The organism is Sorangium sp. So ce119 (assembly GCF_051524405.1).
GTDB lineage: Bacteria > Myxococcota_A > Polyangia > Polyangiales > Polyangiaceae > Sorangium > Sorangium cellulosum_G.
Window position 1 is genome coordinate 4,322,335 of record NZ_CP150310.1, and the last position, 19,330, is coordinate 4,341,664.

The window sequence follows — 19,330 nt, forward strand, 5'->3', positions numbered from 1 at the left end:
CAGCCCGACCGCCCGCGGCGGCACGGCCTGTCCCGCGGCGACCGCGGCTCGAACCCTGCAATTGCCCTTGCCGTGGTCGTCCTCCCCTGCGCCCTTGCGATCCTAATCTGCACAGCCGTGCTCGGCGCCTACGCCGTGCGCGTCGCGCGCCACGGCCGACCGACGATGCCGCGGCTCGGCGCCTCTCCAGGGACCGCGCTGCTCCCAGGCCCTGTCGTCGAGGCCTTCTACTGGTCGTTCCACGCCCCCGCCCGCGCGCTCGTGCGGCTCCGCGTCTCGCCGGACGCCCTCACCTACCTGTCGCTCGCGCTGTCGCTGGCCTGCGCGCCGCTGCTCGCGGCGGGCCGCTTCCGGACCGGCGCCGCGCTGCTCGTGTCGAGCGCGATCCTCGACGCGCTGGACGGCATGGTGGCGCGCGAGGGCGGCAGGGCGTCACGCGCGGGCGCGGTGCTCGACTCGTGCCTCGACCGCCTGTCCGACGCGGCCCCGCTCATCGGCCTCGCCGTCTTCTACCGCGCGCACGCCGCGGCGCTCGCGATCCCGCTGGTCGCCATGGTCGCCTCGTCGCTCGTGAGCTACGCGCGCGCCAAGGCCGACGCCTACCAGGTCGCGCTGCCGAGCGGGCTGATGCGCCGGCATGAGCGCATCGCCTACGTCGTCGCGGCGCTCGTCTTCGGCCCGGCCGTCCCCACCGCGCGGCTCACCGGCGCGCTCCCCTACCCGATCACGCTCGCGTGCCTCGCCCTCGTCGCGGGCGTCGGGCTCGTCGCCGGCCTGCGGCTCGTGCAGCGGACGCGCGCCGCCCTCGCGGCGGCCGACGCGGCGGAGCTGCCCGGGGCGAGGACGCCGGCGCGCGACGCCGGCGCGGCGCGCGGGCGCCTGCTCGGCAGCGGCAAGGCCACGAGCGCGCCGCTGTGATCCTGCTCCGGCACGCGCGCGCCCTCTGGGGCCCCCTGTGGTGGCTGCCGGCGCTGCCGTGGCTCGCCTACGCCGCGCTCCTCGCCAGGCGCGGGGCCGCGCGCTGGGACCACCTCGCGGTGGCCGCCCTCGTCGCGACGAGCGTCTACGCGAGCCAGCGCTCGCGGCGGCTCTTCCTGAACGCGCTGCCGTTCCTGCTCCTGTTCCTCGCGTACGACGCCATGAAGCAGCTCGGCGTCGGGCTCGTCGCGCCGGGGGACGTCCTCGGCTGCGAGCTGCGCGCGGCGGAGCTCGCGCTCTTCGGCGTGGAGATCGGCGGCCGGCGCCTCACCCCGGGCGAGCTGCTCGCCCGGCTGCAGCGCCCCGCGCTCGACCTCCTCTGCGCCCTGCCCTACGGCGCCTACGTGCCCGTGATGCTGGCGCACTGGCTCCACCTCTACCGGACCGACGCGATGGTCGCGCGCCGGTTCGCCTGGCTCGCGTTCGCGACGCACCTCTTCGGCCTGATCACGTACCGCCTGCTGCCCGCCGCGCCGCCCTGGTACGTGCAGGCCCACGGATGCGCGATCGATCCGGCCGCCCAGAGCTCCCCGGCCGCGCTGCTGCGCGTCGACGCGATGCTCGGGATCACCTACTTCCGCGACCTGTACAGCCGCGGCGCGACCGTCTACGGCGCGCTGCCGTCGCTCCACGTGACGTACCCGCTGTACGGCCTGCTCGCGACGCGCCGCACGGCGGGCGCGCCGTCCATGGCCCTCCAGATCGCCTATGCCGCGCTCATGCTGTTCGCCGCGATCTACCTCGAGCACCACTGGCTGCTCGACGCCCTGCTCGGCTACGCCTACGTCGCGCTCGCGTGGACGCTCGTGCTGCGGGCCTTGCCCGACCAGAGCGGCCCGGATCAGGCGGGCGGCGCCTTGCCGCCGCTCGCCGAGGCGTCGGGCTCCCAGAGGATCTCCGGCGTCCCGAGGAGCGCGGCCGCCCAGCGGCTCCAGACGAAGAGCGCGTCGCTCAGGCGGTTCAGGTAGCCGACCGCCAGCGGATCGGCCTGGCCCGCCTGCGCGAGGCGCACGCAGCAGCGCTCGGCCCGGCGGCACACCGTCCGCGCCACGTGGAGATCCGTGTTGAGCCGCGAGCCGCCGGGGAGGACGAACGAGCGAAGCGGCGCGAGATCGGCCTGGCAGCGGTCCATCTCGGCCTCGAGGAGCTGGATCTCCGCCTGCGTCACGCGGGGCTGCTTCGGGTGCACGTCCTCCGGGAGCGTCGCGAGGATCGAGCCGAGGTTGAACAGCTCGTGCTGCACGCGCAGCAGCGTGCGCCCGAGCTCCCCCAGCCGCTCGGCGCTCCCGGCGGGCGCGCCCGGCAGGAGCTCGATCAGCGTCTGCCGCGCGGCCCCGACCAGCGCGTTGAGCTCGTCGACCGTGCCGTACGTCTCGATCCGCGCGTCGTCCTTCGGGACGAGCTGCCCGCCGACGAGCCGGGTCTGCCCGCCGTCCCCCTGCCGCGTGTAGACACGGCTGATCGTGATCTTCGGCGCGCTGAACACGCGCTCGTCCTCGGCCTCTGCCCGGAGGGCACCCGTCCCGCGCGTACCGTCGTTGCTCACGGGGAGCTCACGTAAAGCGTGAGGACATCCGGGTCAAGCAACCCCTGGGAGGCGCGGCGTTGGCGATCTTCCGGTTCGAATGGAACAGTCCTGTCCCTATGCCCTCGCGTTCACCGGCGCCGCTGCTCCGTCGTCCCCTCTCCATCGCCCTCGTCCTCGCCGCGCTCCCGGCCGCGGCCGGCTGCGCCGCCGAGCCCGCCGCGCGGCCCGCGCCGCGGCCCGCCGTCACCGCGGAGATGGCGCGCATCGAGCAGAGCCGGCGGCGCATCGACGACGCGAGCCGCGCGCTGTCCGACAAGCGGTACGCCGACGCCCGCGCGCTGCTCGACGGCGCGAGCGGCCTCGGCGTCGACTCGCACCGGTACGAGATCGGCGAGCTGCGCGAGAAGCTCGACCGGCGCGAGGCGAAGCTGTGGGCCACGGAGGCCGGCGAGCTGCTCGACCAGCAGGACTGCGAGGGCGCGTTCACCAGGCTGTCGGCGCGGATCGACGAGCTGAACAGCGAGGCGTTCACCCAGGAGGTCCGGAAGCTCGTGGCGACGCAGGCCGTCGCGTGCGCGAACGGCAAGGTCGACGCGGCGACCACCGCCGGCAAATTCGCGGAGGCGCGCGCGTTCCTCGCGGCGGCGCCGACGAGGAACGCCCTCGGCGACGCGGCCTCGGAGCGGCTCACCGCGGAGCTCGACGCCACGGTCGCCGAGGCGCTCCATGGGCAGGTCGAGCCCGACGTCTCGGCCGGGCGCTGGGCGGACGCGGTCGAGAAGCTCGACGCCGCCGTCAAGCGGGGGGACGCCTCGGAGGAGCAGGGGCGCGCGCTGCTCGGGCGGGTCCGCGCAGCCGCGGCGCCGCGGCTCTCGGACCTCGCCGGCAAGGCGGTCGGCGCGCAGGACGCGGCGGCCACGCTGAAGCAGCTCGACGCCACCATCGCGCTCCTTCGCTGGGAGGCGCCCGCGCCCGGAGCGGCCGAGCTTCCGGGGAGCAGCGCGCTGCCCGAGGCGCTCGACCGCAAGCGCGCCGCCCTCGCCGCGTGGGTCGAGGCGAGGCGGATCCAGATGAAGCCCATGAAGAAGCCGTCGATGCGCTGGACCCACGGCGCGGTCGCGATCGCGCCCGCCTCGAACGTCGACGCCGAGGCGAAGCAGCGCCTCGCGCCCTCGACGCCCGTGTGGATCCTCGGGCAGGCGAAGCAGCACGCCCTGGTGGCCGCCGTCGATCCCGGCACGGCCGCGCTCTCGACGGCGCTCGAGTCTGCGATCGGGTGGGCGCCGCTCCCGCGCCTCGCCGCAGAGCCGACCGTCGACTGGCTGCCGCCGGACGACCAGCTCGAGGGCGAGCGCGTGTGGGGCCCGCTCCGGGAGAAGCAGCCGACGCTCGAGCTCGGCGTCGTGAGCGCGGTCCGGGGCGCCGACATCGTCGTCCGTCGGCTCGCGGACGACGCGGAGATCACGCTCTCGCGCAAGCAGCTCCGCAGCGGGCGCCTCGCCCCGGGCACCCGGGTGCTCGCCCTCTGCAAATCCGAGAACGACCCGGCGACGATCGTCGACGCCGTGCCGCCCACCGGCCGGGTGGCGCGCATCCAGTGCGAAGGGGGGGCGCAGAAGGAGGAGCCGCTCGCCTCGCTCCGGTCAAGGCCCGACCTCCTGCCCCCCGGCCGCTAGCGCAGCCGGCCAGAAATCGGCGATCCTCCGTCCGACGTTGACTCGTAGCGCCGCGCACCTAAGTCTCCCAGTCTCTTGAGGAGCCACGATGCCTACGACCTATAGCGACCTCATCTCCGACGTCCGCAAGTCCATCCGCGAGCTCTCGCTGAGCGAGCTCAAGCGCCGCCTCGACGACAAGGTCCCGGTGGTGCTCCTGGATGTGCGCGAGAAAGAGGAGTACCGCGCCGGGTACATCCCGGGCGCGATCTCGATCCCCAGGGGCTTCCTGGAGATGCAAGTGGAGCAGAAGCTGCCGGACAAGTCGGCGCACATCGTGGCCTATTGCGCCGGCGGCACGCGCTCGGCGCTCGCCGCGAAGACGCTCCAGGAGCTCGGCTATACCAACGTCGAGAGCGCCAACCCGGGCTTCGTCCGCTGGAAGGACCTGAACTACCCGGTCGAGCTGCCCCCGAGCCTCACGGAGGCGCAGCGGGATCGGTACTCCCGCCACCTGCTCCTGCCCGAGGTCGGCGAGGTCGGACAGACCAAGCTGCTCTCCGCCAAGGTCCTCCTCCTCGGCGCCGGCGGCCTCGGCAGCCCGGCGGCCCTGTACCTCGCCGCCGCCGGCGTGGGGACGCTCGGCCTCGTCGACGCCGACGTGGTCGACAACTCGAACCTCCAGCGGCAGATCCTCCACGCGACCTCGCGCGTGGGCATGCCGAAGGTCGACAGCGCCGAGGCGGCGATCCGCGACCTGAACCCCGACGTGAAGGTCGTGAAGTTCCAGGAGCGCGTCGACAGCTCCAACGTCGACCGCATCTTCGACCAGTTCGACATCATCGTCGACGGGTGCGACAACTTCCCCACGCGCTACCTCGTGAACGACGCGTCGGTCTTCAAGAAGAAGCCCGTCGTCCACGGCTCGATCTTCCGCTTCGAGGGCCAGGTGACGACGTTCCTCCCGGGCGTCGGCCCCTGCTACCGGTGCCTCTACCCGGAGCCGCCGCCCCCGCACCTCGCGCCGAGCTGCCAGGAGGCGGGCGTGCTCGGGATCCTCCCCGGGCTCGTCGGCATGATCCAGGCGACCGAGGCGGTGAAGCTGATCCTCGGCAAGGGGTCGCCCCTCATCGGCCGGCTCCTCACCTACGACTCGCTCCGCATGAAGTTCGGCGAGCTCAAGCTGCGCCGCGACAAGAACTGCCCGGCCTGCGGCGAGTCGCCGACCATCACCAGCTACATCGACTACGAAGGCTTCTGCACCCTCGGCTGACGGCCGCCACGCGCGCCTCCCCGCGCGCGCTCTCGCCGCGCGGGAGGGCGCGCCCCGCGCGTCACGAGGGGTACTGGAGCACCGTGGTCTTCTCGGGCCGCTCGATCCGCTCCACGCGGCTCGTCACGATCTGCCGCTCCAGCCCGTCCGGGTCGACCTGGGTGAAGTAGATCGGGGCGCCGACGCGCGCGTGCTGCGGCTCCGGGATCACGACGCCGTTCGGGTTGATCCGGACCGCGCCCTGGAGCTTCAGGTGCAGCGCGAGGTGGGCGGGCCTGAACTTGCGCGCGGCCCGATCGCGGACGGCGACGCAGATCTCGTCGCGGACGTGATACTCCGTGTTGCGGGTGATGAAGACCCGGTGCCTGCGGCGCTCGTTACCCGTGTAGCTCATGGTCGCTCGTCGCTCCTTCGCGCCCCTCGGCGCGGCGCGCATCGTGTTGTCGCGTTGCCGCGTTGCTGCGTTGCTGCGCGTCGCGCCCTTCAGCGCGGCGGGCATCGTGGCAAGGCGCGCCGCGCGCGGCCAAATTCGTGGCGCCCGCGCGCGGCCCTGCGTCCCGCACAGAAGCGGGTGCCGCCGCAACTTTGTGCGGATCTCCGCGCGCTTCTGGGAAAGCGACGCGCGGCGGTGCCACGATCGCGATCGCAATGCCGCGCTGCGAGCGTCTCCCCGGTCCCGGTCTGGCGAAGGTCCAGAGCCCGCCGCTGTTTCACCGGCGGCGCGTCGAGCTCGTGACCTGCTCGACGGGGCGCCTCCACGCGCTGTTCGATCGCGCCGACGTGCTGAGCGAAGGGGGCACCCGCAACGAGGAGGGCGCGCTCGTGTACTACGGGTCCACCAGCCTGCTCGTCGCGCTGCCCGCGGACGCGCCGCTCGACCCGGCGCTCGACCGGGCGCTCGCGCTCGACCCCCACCTCCGGCTGCGGGCGCTCCGCGTCGCGCAGCGCGAGGCGACCGCGCGCGCCGGCGGCCCGCTCGGCCCGATGCAGGCCGAGATCCGCTGCGGGCTCGCGCGGCGCGCGGCCACGACGTCGATCGCGCTGACCGTGGACGTCACGGCGCGCGTGCTGATCACCACGCCGAAGACGGCGCGCCCCTCGGGCGCCTGATCGCCATGCGAAAGATCCACCAAAGACCGCTCGCCGTCGCGCACCCCGCGCGCTCCCGTACGCCCGCGCTCACCGCGCGGAGAGGCCTGCTGCAAAACCCAGGGGAGAGCGCACGGGAAGACGGACGCCGACGCCGTCAGGACCGCGCGCCGCACCCTCTTGACGCGCGTGCCCGCGTGGAGAACGGGAGCCATCCGGCCCGAGGCGAGGTAGGCTCCACACGACGCGCTCTGCCTCCGCCGATCCTCGGCGCGGAGCCGGCGACGCTGCGATGAGCAAGAAGGACCGTTCCGCCTCCGGCGATTCCGACAAGGTGATCCACGTCGTGTTCGGCCCTGGTGGAGGGCGGGTATCGGAGCCCCCGCCCGCCCCGCTGGCCGACGTGCCGGAGGCGCCGATGCCCGCGCCGGGCGCGCGCGAGCCGGTCACCGACATGTTCACCGGCACCGAGGTCGCGCGGCTGCTCGGCATCTCGCCCGGCCGGCTGCGCTCGCTCGATCGCGCCGGCATCGCGCCGCCGAGCGGCCGCCGGCGCGGCCGGCGCGCGTACACGTTCTCGGATCTGATCGCCCTGCGCGCCGCGCGCGACCTCCTCGCCCGCAAGGTGCGCCTGCGCGACGTCGCGCGGGCGATCGACAACATCCGCGCGGCGCTCCCCCGGGTGACGCGCCCCCTCGCCGAGCTCCGCGTCGCCTTCGACGGCAAGGCGGTCGTCGTCCGGAGCGCGTCGGGCGCGTTCGAGCCGATCACCGGGCAGATGGTGCTCGACTTCGAGGTGAAGGACCTGCGCGACGACGTCGTGCGCGTGCTCCGCCCGAAGGTGGGCCGGGAGCGCGCGCGCACGGCCTACGAGCTCTACATGCAGGCCAGCCAGCTCGACGAGGACCCGTCGACCATGGACGAGGCCGAGTCGCTCTACCGGCGCGCGCTCGAGATCGACCCGTGGCTGGCGATCGCCTACACGAACCTCGGCAACATCTGCTTCCGGCGCAACGCCGAGGAGCAGGCCGAGGCGCTCTACATGAAGGCGCTCGAGCTCGACGCGGCGCAGCCGGAGGCGCAGTACAACCTCGGCTACGTGATGCTCGAGCGCGGCCGCGCGACCGAGGCCATCCGCTATTTCCGCGGCGCGATCGCGAGCGATCCGCGCTTCGCGGACGCCTACTACAACCTGGCGATGGCGTACGAGCAGGTCGGCGACCCGACGCAGGCGCGCCCGTGCTGGCGCAGGTACCTCGAGCTCGAGCCGACCGGCACGTGGGCCGAGATCGCGCGCCGACACCTGTGAGGTCCGGCGCGCCGCGGGCTTGATCCGGGGGGCCTCTTCTCCGGCATACTGCGCGGGCCATGGACCAGCAGGGCGCGCCGCGCGGCGCCGCGAACTACCCCCCCGGCGGCCCCCCCCCCGGCGGCCCCCCGCCGGGCGGCCCCCCGCCGGGGGGTCACGGCGCGCCGCCGGGGGGCTACGGCCCTCCAGGCGGAGGCTACGGCCCTCCAGGCGGAGGCTACGGCCCTCCAGGCGGGGGCGGCCATCCGCCGCAGCCGTTCGGCGCCGCGCCGGGGCACCTCGGCGTCGCGCCGCTCAGGCCGCCGCCGAAGCGATCCAACCTCGCGATCTACCTCGGTGTCGGCTGCGGCTCCGTGTTCCTGTTCTGCATTCTTGCAGGCGCGGCGGCGATCTACTTCTACACGAGCGTCGCGGCCCGCGAGACCGCCGCGCGGCCAGCGCCGCTCCCGGGGCCCCCGACGCTCGACGGCCTCGTCGACGGGCCCGCCGACCAGGGCGTGCTCCGCGCCGAGATCCGCGACCTCCGGAGCTTTCCCTCCCGCGCGGGGAAGCTCCACCATTTCGTCGGCGAGATCCACAACACGGGGACGGCCCCCATCGGCGCGCCGAGCGCGAAGGTGACGCTCTACGACGCCCGCGGCGCCGCCCTCGGGAGCGGCGACTGCGCGACCCAGGTGCGCTTCTTGCCGCCGGGCGAGAAGGTCCCGTGCGCTCTCACGACGCCGAGGCCCGCCGCGCTGGCCACGTTCAAGGCCGAGGTCGCCCCCGCGGCCCCGTCCTTCCGCGGCAAGCTCGCCAAGCTCGGCATCGCGGACACGAAGTTCACGCCCACGCGCGGGCAGAGCCCGTACCAGGTGTCGGGCAGGATCACGAACGAGTCGAGCTTCACGGCGAGGTCGGTCCTCGCGATCGTCTCGCTCTACGGCGCCGACGGCAAGGTCGTCAGCGTGAGCCAGATCCCCGTGGGCGACGGGGATCTCGCGCCCTCGGCGAGCGGGACGTTCACGGCGAGCGTCGTCGATGTCGCCGACGCGCCAGCGACGTGGCAGGTGTTGGCGGTCGGATACAGCGAGTGAGCGCGCGAGGCTCCGGCCGCGCGCGAGAACCCAGGAGAGGTGAGCGAGATGAGCGACGTGGGATCGGCCCGGCGGGCCAAGGACGAGCTCAAGGCCAAGGTCGGCGGCGAGCCGTGGTGTGTCGGCGTCGGGGTCGAGCGGGAGGACGGGGTCGGCTTCATCGTGCGCGTCAGCGTCCGGTCCGGAGGGGCCGACGCGGCGCGCGCGGCGATCCCGGAGCGCATCGGCGGCGTGCTGATCAAGGTGATCGAGAACGACCCCTGAGCACGTCTGACCCGCGGTCTCGTATCGCCAGACCGCGCAAACCGTGTAAGCTGCGCGCCTCGTGAACGAGCGCAATCTCTCCCGCCGACTTTCCACGAGCATCGTTGACGCGTTGAAGGCGCACGGGCACATCCTCGTGGCCAGGGGAGGCGCGACCGCGCTCGCGCGCGAGCTCGAGGAGAGGATGTCCGGGGTCATCGCGGCCATCGCGCCCCGGCTCGAGCCGTATGCGATCGTCGACGGAGAGGTCACGAGCACGTTCGGCAGCGACGAGCTCGACGACCAGGTCGAGGAGCTCGTCGCGAACCTCACGAGCACGCTGATGGAGTCCGAGCACGTGGAGGACATCTTCACGGAGGACAACGTCATCCAGCGCGACGTCTTCCGGGTGATGCGCGACGCGCTGCTCGGGCCGCGGCCGGAGCTCGCCCTCGAGGACGACGGCCCGGTGCAGGTGCGGCTGGACACGCTCGGGTACGTCGCCTCGACGGTCGGCAAGCGCGCGCCGGCGCAGGTCCTGGGCGAGGCGCTCGCGCGCGCCGCGGACACCGCCGGCGGCAAGCTGACGGCCTACGACGCCGAGCTCCGCGAGGCGACGTTCTCGGTCGAGAGCAGCGATCCCGACGCGCGGCTCGAGCTCGAGGAGGCCGTGGCCGACGAGCTCTCGGAGCTGGTCGAGGCGAAGGTGGTGACGCTCCCGATGATGGAGCGCCGCTTCGAGCTGAAGCGCCGGATCGAGCCCGGGGCGCGCGGCGGCCTGCGCCAGCGGATCGACGCGCTCGCCTCGAGGATGCTGCGCGAGGGCGGCTGCGCCGCGTCGTGGGAGCTCGCTGGCGACCGGGTGCTCCGGCTGAGGCTCACCCCGCTGTCCGAGCAGGACGCGCTCGAGGTCGACAGCCACATGACGGAGTTCACGCGCGACATCGCCGCGCTCCTCGGCGAGCCGCTGGAGGAGCTGGGCGCGGCGAGCCGGCCGGCCGCCGCGCCGCTGCGCAGCGACGCGCCGTCGTCGCGGCGCCGCGAGCCCGCGCCGGAGCCGGCGGGCGTGGACGAGGACGACCTCGACGAGGACGACGATCTCGACGAGGAGGAGCTCGACGACGAGGACGAGGACCTCGAGGACGAGGACGACGATCTCGACGAGGAGGAGCTCGACGACGAGGACGAGGACCTCGAGGACGACCTCGACGAGGAGGAGCTCGAGGACGAGGACGACGCGCCCGCCAGGAAGCCCGCCACGGCCGCGAAGCTCCGCAAGCCGGCCGAGCCGGCGGCAGAGCGGCCCGCGGCGGGCAAGACCAGGGCGGTAGCGGTCCGGGGTCCAAAGAAGGAGCCGGCCAGGAAGGCGGCCGCCGCGCCGAAGAAGGCCCCCGCCTCCGCGGAGAAGGCCCCCTCCTCCGCGGAGAAGGCCGCGACCGGAAAGAGCGCGGCGGCGCCGGCGAAGAAGACGGCAGCGAAGGCGCCCGCCAAGAAGGCGGCCTCGCCGGCTCCGGCGAAGAAGACGGCGGCGAAGGCGCCTGCCAAGAAGGCGGCGGCGAAGAAGCGCTGACGGCGCTCAGCGGGCCGGGTTGCGGTAGACCAGGATCACCGGCACGCCGTCGAGCCCGGCGATGTGATCCGGGCTCGTGGTCCCGAACGCGACCCACGCCTGGTACGCCTGCCCGAGCATGTGCTTCTCGTGGTGGTAGAGGGCGAAGTCGGCGCCCGCGACCGCCCCCACGCCGCGGATGTCCTTCCGCAGGCGCCCGTCGCGCAGCAGCATGTCCCAGGCCGGGCCGGCGGTGTCGTGGACGTACACCGTCCCGCGGGGCGGGACGTGCTCGTTGAGGTACTCGACGACCGAGCCCGTGGTGTACCCCCAGAAGGTGCGGTTCAGGCCCAGGTTCGCCGCGCCGGGCGCGCCGCCGACGAGCGGCGTGTAGCTCGAGAGCGCCCACGGATGCGCGTGCAGCGTCTCGGCGATCGGCGCCGCGAACACCGCCGCGCCGAGCAGCGCCGGCAGCAGCGGCCCGCGCGCGGCGCGATCGAGCGCGGCCACCCGCGCGCCGCGCCCGAAGGAGGCGGCCCCGGGCCGCGCGCCGGCGCCCCGCCGGGCACGGTGGAGCGCGTGGAGGGCGACGCGCGCGCGCCTCACCGCGGCGGAGAAGGCGGCCCCGGCGAACAGGGCGATGAACGGGTAGGCCGTCATCCAGTGCTTCGTGCCGCCGAAGATCGGCGTGCTCGGCGACAGCCAGGCGCCGTACACGGCGGCGATGGCGAGGAACCAGAGGAGCGCCGTGCCGCCGGGGTCGACCGCGGGCGGACGGAGCCGCGCGGCGAAGGCGCGCGCCGCGGCCAGCGCGCCCCCACCGCCCGGCGGGGCGAGCCGCGCCGCCGCGCGCGCGAGCGGATAGAGGAGGCGCTCGCGCGCGCTCGCGCAGAGCCCCGCGGCGAACAGGCAGAGCGTCACGACGGGCACCGTCGCCGCCGTCATCACCGGCGCGTAGGCCCTCGGCATCGGCGGCGTCCAGTAGTTCCGGCCGAGGAACTCCATGTTGTAGTACTCGTGGTGCAGGTGGAACGACGCGTACTCGCGCAGGCGCGAGAGCGTGTCGCGCCAGATCCACGGCCAGAGCGCGTAGAACACGAGGGGGCCGATCGTCGCCATCGCCGCGAGCGCCACGATCGACCGGCGGGCCGCTCGTTGCGGCTGCTGCTGCTGCGGCGGCGCGGCGCGGGTGCCCGTCGGCGCCTCCTCCGTCGCGGCGGCGGGCGCGACGATCCGCTCCCTGAGCTCCAGGGCGACCGCGTGCGCGACGCAGACGATCGGCAGGAACCAGGAGTTGTGCTTCGTGTCGAGCGCCAGGCCGAAGGTGATGCCGGTGAGCACCGGCCACAGCGCGCCGCCGTCCCGCAGCGCGCGCCAGTAGGCGTACGCGCACAGCGCCCAGATCGTCACGATCGGCGCGTCGAAGCACGCGAGGTGCGCGTGGTAGAAGTACCGCGGCAGCATCGCGAAGAGCACGGCGGCGGACGCGCCGGCGATCCGGTCGCGCGCCTGCGTGCCCCAGAGGTACACGAGCGCGACCCCCGCGCCCGACAGCACCATCGCCGGGAAGCGGTAGCTCGTGCCTTCCATGGCGAAGAGCCCGAGCCGCTTCTGCAGGAAGAGGTTGGAGAGCGCGAAGAGCGACTTGATGAGGCCGGGGTGCTCGTGGTTCACCGACCACGCGGCGTCGACGGCCGCCGGATCGAGCGCGGCGCGCGGCGCGTCGAGCAGCGCCTGGAACCACGCGCCGTAGCGGTTCGCCGCGTGGAAGTAGAACCCCTCGTCGCGCGCGTAGCCGAGGTCGCCCGCGGTCGCGAGCAGGAGGGCGACGTACGCCGCCGCGAACGCGAGCGCGATCGCGCCGTCCGTCGGCGCGAGGGGGGCGGACGGAGCCGGTCGCCTCATCGGGTGTCTGCCTCGAAGCAGTAGTGGCGGTGCGTGTAGTCCGGTGACGTCACGGCGAACTCCACCTCGGCCCTCGCGGCGCCCGCGTGCGCGCCGAGCGGGAACTCGAACGCCGCCCACCCGTCGCCGTCGACGTGCGTCGCCTCCCCCACGGCCTCGCCGTTCACGCGCACGGACAGCGTGACCGGCGCGCCCCTCTGCTCCCGCTCGATGATCCAGTACATGCCCGCGTGGCCCCGGATCACCGCGCCGAGCGGGACGTCGCGGAAACGCGTGACGATCTCGCCGTCGCGCGGCGGGTGCGACCAGATGCACCGGCGCGGGCGGAACTCCTCGTCCGCGATCGCGGTGACGCCGACGTTGAAGAAGGGCCCGCCCGGGCACTCGAAGCGCTCGGCCGGGAACGTCGGGTGGCCGCCGAGGCCCCCGGCGGCGATCCGCGCGCGCGGGTTCCAGCGGCACGCGGCCGGCGGGTCGGTGACGCGCACGTCCGCCGACGACGGCGCGACGTGATCGACGAAGTCGTAGACGACGCGCGCGGGCGACGGGTTCACGAGGCGCCGGAGCACGAACCGTCCGTGCTCCTGCCGGCGCTCCTCGCGGAAGCCCGCAAGCTCCTCGGCGCGCTGCCCGAGGACGCTGATCTCGACGGCGGCGGCGTAGCGGCTCTCGTCCGGCCTGGCCGCGTCGCGCAGGGGCAGGAGCTCGTCCCCGAGCGCGCGGCGCGCCGCCGGATCGGCCCACGCGGGCGCGACGACCACGAGGTCCCCCGGCTGCTTCATCGCCGCGAGGGGCGCCTTCACCTCGCGCCAGGCGTCGAAATCCGGAGCTCTTTCGCTGAAATAGACGTGCGCTCCGAGCTCGCCGAGGCCGAGCGCGGGGAGGCCGAGGAGCGCGAGTAGACCGAGCGCGCGGAGCCGGCCGCGCGCGCTCGTCGAGTCGCCCGCGGACGAGGCCGCCTCACGGCTCTGCGCCGAGGTCACGGGGCCCTCCGGGTGAGCCGATCGGCGCGTACCGCCGGCATGAGCAGCGCGGAGACGGCGATCACCGGCTCGGGCCTGTAGCACGAGACGGCGTGACAGCGCGAGATCCTGACGCGATGGAAATCATGGCGGAGACGCGGCGAATGGCTCCTGCCGCGTGGCCGATTTCGTGGCGGCGGAGCGTAGACGTCCCGCGCGTCGGCCGTAGGTTAATTGGCCCTCAGGACCATGCGCTGCCGTTCCCGCCCACCCGCCGAGGTCAGCCATCTCGACCCCTCCCCCCGAGCGCGCGCCAGCCGGGCATCGAGCTCCCGAGCCCGGGCGCCGGTGGATGTCCACGCGCACCTGCGCACCGTGCTCACCTATGCGCCGCTCGCGATCTTCTCCTTCGACGAGCGCGGGATCATCACCCTGTTCGAGGGGCGCGGGCTCGAGGCCTTGGGGCTGAAGCCCGGCGAGCACGTGGGCTGCTCCGTGTTCCACGTGTTCGCCGCCTACCCGTGCGTCACCGAGAACGCGCGCCGTGCCCTCGAGGGACAGGCCGTGACGACCGTCGGGCAGATGCCGGAAGGCTGGTTGGAGGCGCGCTACATCCCGCTGCGCGACCCCGGCGGCAAGGTCACCGGCGCCCTCGCTACGTGCATCGATATCACCGCACAGCAACGGGCGCTGGAGGCGCTCGACCAGCAGCAAGCGGTGCTGAAGTACGTCATCGCCAACGTCCCTCACGCCATCTTCTGGAAAGATCGCCAGGGCCGGTTTCTCGGAGGAAACCAGAACTTCCTCAACGACACCCACACCAGGGTCCTGGAGAACCTGGTGGGCAAGACCGATTTCGACGTCTGGGGCACGGGGGAGGACGCGGCCGCTTTCGTGAAGATCGACCGCGAGGTCATGGACCATGGCGTTCCGATCCTCGACATCGAGGAGCCCTTGCTCCGCCCGGACGGCCAGCGGCGGGTCCTGCTCACCAGCAAGGTGCCCATCCGCGACGAGAGCGGCCAGGTGACGGGGCTGCTCGGCATCTACGCCGACATCACCGAGCGCAAGCAGATGGAGCTCGAGCTGCACAAGGCCAAGGAGGCCGCGGACGCCGCTGCCCGCGCCAAGGGAGAGTTCCTCACGACGATGAGCCACGAGCTGCGGACGCCGCTGGCGCTGATCCTCGGGCCGCTCGCGTCGCTGCTGTCGAGCCCGGACGAGCCGCTGTCGCCGAAGGTGCGGACGCACCTGGAGCGCATTCAGCGCAGCGGGCGGCGGCTGCACCGGCTCGTCGACGACGTGCTCGACTACCAGAAGGTCGAGGCCGGCAAGATGCTGCTCGATTGGGAGGCGGTCGACGTGACGGCGCTCCTCGCCGACATGGTGGAAGAGGCTCGGCCAGCGGCGGAGCGCGGCCGCCTGGAGCTCGCGCTCCGGGTCGACCCCGCGCTGGACATGGTCCCCCTCGATCGGCGCAAATTCGAGAAGATCGCGCTCAACCTGCTGGGCAACGCGCTCAAGTTCACCCCGCCGGGGGGTCGGGTCGCGGTCGGTCTGCGGGCGCTCGACGGCGTGTTCGAGCTCTGCGTCGAGGACACCGGTCCGGGCATCCCGGCGGACAAGAGGCACCTCTTGTTCCAGAGGTTTCAACAGATCGACGCGTCGACGACGCGCAAGCACGAAGGGACCGGGATCGGGCTGTCGCTGGTCAAGGAGCTCACGGAGCTGATGGGCGGCACCCTCGGCGTGGAGAGCGAGCCCAGCGTTGGATCGCGCTTCTTCGTGCGGCTGCCGCGCGCTGTGGACCGTCGGTTCGCGACGCCGCCCCTTCACGCACCGGAGCGGGCGAGCGCGCGGGGATCGCGCGCCAGCGCGGGCGCCTTCGCCCAGCCCGAGCTGCGCGCGCCGGGCGCAAGCGGCGCGAGCGGCGTCGTGAGCCGGCGGGCCGAGCCCGCGCCGCGCCTGCTCGTCGTGGAAGACAACCCGGACATGCGGTCCTACATCGAGGAGATCTTGCTGGCCGAGTACGAGGTCGCGCTTGCGACCAACGGCCGCGAAGCGCTCGAGGCGATCAAGGCGAGCCGGCCCGACGTCATCGTATCGGACGTGATGATGCCGGAGATGGACGGCTTCGAGCTGGTCCGCCAGCTCAAGCGGGAGCCCGAGCTCCGGTCGATCCCGATCATCCTCCTGACGGCCAGGGCGAGCCGCGCCGAGGCGGTGGGGGGGCTCGATGTCGGCGCCGATGACTACCTGAGCAAGCCGTTCGATCCGCTGGAGCTCAAGGCGCGGGTCCGCGCGGCCGAGCGCCTGCACCGCGCCTACCAGGAGCTCGAGGCGAAGAACGGCGAGCTCGCGACGACCCTGAAGAGGCTCTCGGAGACGCAGGAGGAGCTGATCCAGGCCGGCAAGATGGCGGCGATCGGAACCCTGGTCGCGGGGCTATCGCACGAGCTGAACAACCCGGTCGCCATCATCCTGATGAACGCCCAGCTCGTGCTCAAGCGGCAGCGCGAAGGCCAAGGGTTGCCCGATGAGAAGCTGCTGAGCAAGGTCCTGCGTACCATCGAGCAGCAGGCCCACCGCTGTTCAGACCTCACGCGAGCGCTGCTCGATTACTCGCGCGGCAAGACGATCGGCCGGGAGCTGTGCGACGTGGCCGCCGCGCTCCGCCGCGCGCACGAGCTGTCCGCGCCACGGGCGTGTGAGCGCGGCGTCCACCTCGAGGTGAACAGCGCCACCGCGGCGCCGCTGCCCACCGTGCTCGTGAACCCGGCGCAGCTGGACTCCGCCTTGCTCAACGTGATCGGCAATGCGCTCGATGCGACCCCGCGCGGCGGCGCCGTCGAGGTCGAGGCTCACCCCGTGCCGTGCAGAGACATCGAGGGCGTGCAGATCGACGTGCACGACACCGGCTGTGGCATCCGCGCCGAGGACATGGAGCGCCTCTTCGAGCCCTTCTTCACCACCAAGCCGCCGGGACGAGGGACCGGCCTCGGGCTGGCGCTGACGCAGCGGTTCATCCAAGGAAACGGCGGCAACATCCGCGTCGAGAGCGAGCTCGGCGCGGGGACCACGGTCCGCATGTGGCTGCCCGCATCGTACGCGCAGGGTCGCACCGAGGACGCGACGTGAACAACCCGCTGAACGAGCCTCCGGGCAGCAGGCGGCGGGTCCTGGTGATCGACGACGAGCCAGCCATTCGAGATACGCTGGATACGTTCCTCTCCTTCGAGGGGTACGAGGTCGCCACCGCGGAGAGCGGCGAAGCGGCGGTCGAGCAGGCCAAGGGCGAGCAGTTCGATCTGGTGATCACCGATCTGCGGATGCCAGGCATGGGCGGCGATGAGACCCTGACCGCCCTGAAGCGGCTCCACCCGAACCTGCCGGTCATCGTGGTGACGGCCTACGCTTCCGACGAAGCCGCCGCGCGCTGCTCGAAGGAGGGGGCGTTCTGGATCGTCCGCAAGCCCGTCGACCTCGACGACCTGCTGGGCCTGGTCAAGTCTGCGGTCCGCTGAGCGCGCGCGGCCAGCAGAGGGTCTGGTCTCCTCCGGCGACGCGCTGAGCAGGAAGGGCTGGGCCGTGCAGGGCGCGCTCCGCCCGGCTGGGGCGCCAGCGCGGAGCACAGGGGGACGACCCGCGCGATCGGCGCTCTAGCGCTCGATCGCGTAGATCACGCTGCCGAGCGGCATGCGCTGCATGCGCTCCTCGATCACCCCGCGCAGCCCCTTCCAGGCCCCGTCCTTCTCGACGTAGGTCTCGCGCAGGCGCAGCGCGCCCGCCTTGTCGCCGCGCGCCTTGATGCCGAGCACCGTCCTCGCGAGCGCCTCCGCGGCGGCGGGCATCTTGTCGGTCTGGATCGAGAAGCACCCCTTGTCCGTGCCGTTCGCCGCCACCTCGCCGCGGTGGAAGCCGAGCGCGCCCGCGTCGAGCAGGCTGCCGAGCTGGATCGCGGCGAGGTGGCCATAGGGCCGCGGCTCGCCGCCGGCGGTGTACATCCCCTGCCCGATCTGCCCGAACGCCCAGACCACGTTCCTCGCGTCGGACATGCGGGCGAGCGCCGGATCGATCACGCCCTTCTGGGCGAGCCAGCCGCTGAAGAAGAGCGCGCCGGTCTGGGCCTTGAGCTCCTCGAGCATCGACGCGAGCGGGCCGCCGTAGATCTCGCTCTCGACCTTACCCTTCACCTTGTAGTTGTGTGTCGGCCCCAGGTTGTGGGCGGCCTCGTGCAGCACCGTGCTCAGCGTCGCGACCGGGCCCTCGAGGGAGACGCTCTCCATCGTGGCCTTGCAGAGCAGCGACGCCGTGGCCTCCCGGAGGGCGGCGCGGGTGTCGTCGTCCTGGAGGAGGTTCACCATCGCCACGGTGCGGCCGCGCCCCTCGGTCGCGACGCGGCCCCAGTTCGGCAGGCTCTGCCCCGCGGTCCCGCCGGTCGCGGCGCGCGAGTCGCCGGCGTTCACGATGACGTCGATGAAGTCGGGCAGGTGGAACGCGACCTGGCGCGCCTTGTACGGCGCGCCGGTGAGCGCCGCGAACGCCACCTCCATGTCCGACTTCACGGGCTCGAGCTTCTTCTGCCAGGTGAGCGACTCCTGGTTGATGCGCGCGAAGCTCATGTGGAAGCCCGCCTTGTGGCTGCACGGCTCCCAGTACGTCTCGTCCGGCCCCACCCGCAGGTACCACCTCGAGTTCTCGGCGTTCATCCGAGACCAGGGCTCATCCGCGGCCTCCCACGTGTTGTCGAGGAACGCCTGCGCCGCCGCGAGCAGGTACGCCTTGAAGGCGGCCTCGCCGGGGCTCTGGATCGCCTCCGCCGCCGCCTTGAGCTCGCGGCTCACCGCCTCCATCTCGGGCCTGTACGCCTCGCTGTAGGGCACGGCCCTGAGGGCGCCGCCCTGCTCGACCACGGCCGTGAAGGGCGACAGGAGCGCCTGCTGGTCCCGACGCGCCTCGAGCGTGGCGCAAAATTTCTTGTCCTGCTGCATGCGCGCCGGATACGCGCCGGTGATGCGGGGCGGGTTGCCCGGCACCGCGCTGCAGCTCGGATCGTCCCGGGTTTTGGGCTGCTCGCACCAGGGCCCCTGGTTGCGCCAGAAGAGCGCCCGGCTGGCCGGGTCGTCGGCCGGGATCTTGTCGGCCATGCCGGCGGAGCCGAGCTGCTTCGCGTGGATCTGCTCGATCAGCTCGGCGACCTTGAGCAGGTGGCCGACGATGGCCTGGTCCTCGGCGGGCGCGCCGCGGAAGTCGGACCGGAGGAGCGACGGTCGGCCGGCCGCGAGCTCCGCGAGAACGGCATCGCGGCGGCGCTTCTCGGCGTCGTCGAGGCCGGCGCGCGGGTGCCCTTCGGCCTTGATCTTGACGATCACGGCGTAGGCCGCGGTGAACTCGGGGGTGAACGCCCCGGACGCGACCCAGGCGGGCGCGGCGGCGTGATGCCAGAGCGCGACGACCTCGTCGGGCTCGACGGCGCCCGAGCTGTTCCGGTCGGCGGTCCAGAAGAGCGGCAGATCGAGCTCCACCGCGATGCGGTTGAAGTCGAGCCGCGGGACCTGGTCGAAGCGCGGCCCCTGCGGCGCGGCCTGGGGGGCGGCGGCCGGCGGCGCTGCCGGGGGCGGCTCGGCCGGCGGCGGGGGGTGCGGGGCGGAGCAGGCGGCGCCCGCGACGGCGGCGAGCCCGGCGAGGGCGGCGCGCGAGGCGCGGGAGGAGGCGATCGGGAGAGAGGTCTTCATGGCTGGAGCTCCGGGTGGGGCCCTCGAC

Annotated in this window: 15 protein-coding genes and 1 pseudogene; 11 read left to right on the top strand and 5 right to left on the bottom strand. The window is 73.4% G+C overall.

Annotation, left to right across the window (positions count from 1 at the left end; genetic code table 11):
• The first annotated feature begins 117 nt into the window (after window positions 1-117).
• A complete protein-coding gene (locus WME76_RS16250) occupies window positions 118-918 on the top strand; it encodes a CDP-alcohol phosphatidyltransferase family protein (RefSeq protein ID WP_437961004.1) in 801 nt (266 codons plus the stop codon).
• A gap of 221 nt (window positions 919-1,139) precedes the next feature.
• A pseudogene (locus WME76_RS16255) lies at window positions 1,140-1,769 on the top strand (phosphatase PAP2 family protein); the annotation flags it as partial.
• A gap of 50 nt (window positions 1,770-1,819) precedes the next feature.
• On the opposite strand, the gene WME76_RS16260 reads toward WME76_RS16255, so the two are convergent.
• A complete protein-coding gene (locus tag WME76_RS16260; RefSeq protein ID WP_437961005.1) occupies window positions 1,820-2,524 on the bottom strand; it encodes a cob(I)yrinic acid a,c-diamide adenosyltransferase in 705 nt (234 codons plus the stop codon).
• A 98-nt stretch (window positions 2,525-2,622) separates the two neighbouring features.
• Here WME76_RS16260 and WME76_RS16265 point away from each other — a divergent pair, with 98 nt between their 5' ends.
• Both WME76_RS16265 and moeB read left to right on the top strand, forming a co-directional pair.
• A complete protein-coding gene (locus WME76_RS16265; protein ID WP_437961006.1) occupies window positions 2,623-4,182 on the top strand; it encodes a hypothetical protein in 1,560 nt (519 codons plus the stop codon).
• Window positions 4,183-4,270: 88 nt separating this feature from the next.
• A complete protein-coding gene (moeB, locus tag WME76_RS16270) occupies window positions 4,271-5,434 on the top strand; it encodes a molybdopterin-synthase adenylyltransferase MoeB (RefSeq protein ID WP_437961007.1) in 1,164 nt (387 codons plus the stop codon).
• A gap of 61 nt (window positions 5,435-5,495) precedes the next feature.
• Here the strand turns inward: moeB and WME76_RS16275 are convergent, their stop codons facing one another.
• On the bottom strand, window positions 5,496-5,828 hold the full coding sequence (locus tag WME76_RS16275) for a hypothetical protein (protein WP_437961008.1): 333 nt from the start codon (window positions 5,826-5,828) through the stop codon (window positions 5,496-5,498).
• A gap of 254 nt (window positions 5,829-6,082) precedes the next feature.
• On the opposite strand from WME76_RS16275, the gene WME76_RS16280 reads away from it, so the two are divergent.
• The 5 genes from WME76_RS16280 to WME76_RS16300 all read left to right on the top strand — a co-directional run bounded on the left by WME76_RS16280 (window position 6,083) and on the right by WME76_RS16300 (window position 10,721).
• Complete coding sequence (locus WME76_RS16280) at window positions 6,083-6,544, top strand: hypothetical protein (RefSeq protein WP_437961009.1); 462 nt, start codon at window positions 6,083-6,085, stop codon at window positions 6,542-6,544.
• A 271-nt stretch (window positions 6,545-6,815) separates the two neighbouring features.
• Complete coding sequence (locus WME76_RS16285) at window positions 6,816-7,832, top strand: tetratricopeptide repeat protein (RefSeq protein WP_437961010.1); 1,017 nt, start codon at window positions 6,816-6,818, stop codon at window positions 7,830-7,832.
• A gap of 59 nt (window positions 7,833-7,891) precedes the next feature.
• Window positions 7,892-8,908, top strand: coding sequence for a DUF3426 domain-containing protein (locus tag WME76_RS16290; RefSeq protein WP_437961011.1), 1,017 nt, complete (start codon window positions 7,892-7,894; stop codon window positions 8,906-8,908).
• A 48-nt stretch (window positions 8,909-8,956) separates the two neighbouring features.
• Entirely contained in the window at window positions 8,957-9,172 is a 216-nt protein-coding gene (locus tag WME76_RS16295) for a hypothetical protein (RefSeq protein ID WP_437961012.1), read from the top strand.
• 112 nt (window positions 9,173-9,284) lie between these two features.
• Window positions 9,285-10,721: a hypothetical protein gene (locus tag WME76_RS16300; protein WP_437961013.1), complete on the top strand. Its 1,437-nt coding sequence runs from the start codon at window positions 9,285-9,287 to the stop codon at window positions 10,719-10,721.
• 6 nt (window positions 10,722-10,727) lie between these two features.
• Here WME76_RS16300 and WME76_RS16305 read toward each other — a convergent pair whose 3' ends face one another.
• Both WME76_RS16305 and WME76_RS16310 read right to left on the bottom strand, forming a co-directional pair.
• Window positions 10,728-12,605 carry an ArnT family glycosyltransferase gene (locus WME76_RS16305; RefSeq protein ID WP_437961014.1) on the bottom strand — a complete coding sequence of 626 codons (1,878 nt, stop codon included), beginning with the start codon at window positions 12,603-12,605 and terminating at the stop codon, window positions 10,728-10,730.
• Complete coding sequence (locus WME76_RS16310; RefSeq protein ID WP_437961015.1) at window positions 12,602-13,588, bottom strand: hypothetical protein; 987 nt, start codon at window positions 13,586-13,588, stop codon at window positions 12,602-12,604. The genes WME76_RS16305 and WME76_RS16310 overlap by 4 nt, the downstream gene beginning before the upstream one ends.
• Before the next feature lie 327 nt (window positions 13,589-13,915).
• Between WME76_RS16310 and WME76_RS16315 the strand changes: the two genes are divergently transcribed.
• Window positions 13,916-16,705 (top strand): ATP-binding protein, encoded by a 2,790-nt coding sequence (locus WME76_RS16315; RefSeq protein ID WP_437961016.1) that lies wholly within the window; start codon window positions 13,916-13,918, stop codon window positions 16,703-16,705.
• Between the two features lie 44 nt (window positions 16,706-16,749).
• Window positions 16,750-17,091 carry a response regulator gene (locus WME76_RS16320; protein ID WP_437961017.1) on the top strand — a complete coding sequence of 114 codons (342 nt, stop codon included), beginning with the start codon at window positions 16,750-16,752 and terminating at the stop codon, window positions 17,089-17,091.
• Between the two features lie 135 nt (window positions 17,092-17,226).
• Here WME76_RS16320 and WME76_RS16325 read toward each other — a convergent pair whose 3' ends face one another.
• Window positions 17,227-19,302 (bottom strand): hypothetical protein, encoded by a 2,076-nt coding sequence (locus WME76_RS16325; protein WP_437961018.1) that lies wholly within the window; start codon window positions 19,300-19,302, stop codon window positions 17,227-17,229.
• Window positions 19,303-19,330 lie beyond the last annotated feature (28 nt).

Coding starts and splice junctions, on each gene's coding strand:
- WME76_RS16265 (WP_437961006.1), top strand. CDS start 2,623: ATGCCCTCGCGTTCACCGGCGCCGCTGCTCCGTCGTCCCCTCTCCATC.
- moeB (WP_437961007.1), top strand. CDS start 4,271: ATGCCTACGACCTATAGCGACCTCATCTCCGACGTCCGCAAGTCCATC.
- WME76_RS16275 (WP_437961008.1), bottom strand. CDS start 5,828: ATGAGCTACACGGGTAACGAGCGCCGCAGGCACCGGGTCTTCATCACC.
- WME76_RS16280 (WP_437961009.1), top strand. CDS start 6,083: ATGCCGCGCTGCGAGCGTCTCCCCGGTCCCGGTCTGGCGAAGGTCCAG.
- WME76_RS16285 (WP_437961010.1), top strand. CDS start 6,816: ATGAGCAAGAAGGACCGTTCCGCCTCCGGCGATTCCGACAAGGTGATC.
- WME76_RS16290 (WP_437961011.1), top strand. CDS start 7,892: ATGGACCAGCAGGGCGCGCCGCGCGGCGCCGCGAACTACCCCCCCGGC.
- WME76_RS16295 (WP_437961012.1), top strand. CDS start 8,957: ATGAGCGACGTGGGATCGGCCCGGCGGGCCAAGGACGAGCTCAAGGCC.
- WME76_RS16305 (WP_437961014.1), bottom strand. CDS start 12,605: ATGAGGCGACCGGCTCCGTCCGCCCCCCTCGCGCCGACGGACGGCGCG.
- WME76_RS16325 (WP_437961018.1), bottom strand. CDS start 19,302: ATGAAGACCTCTCTCCCGATCGCCTCCTCCCGCGCCTCGCGCGCCGCC.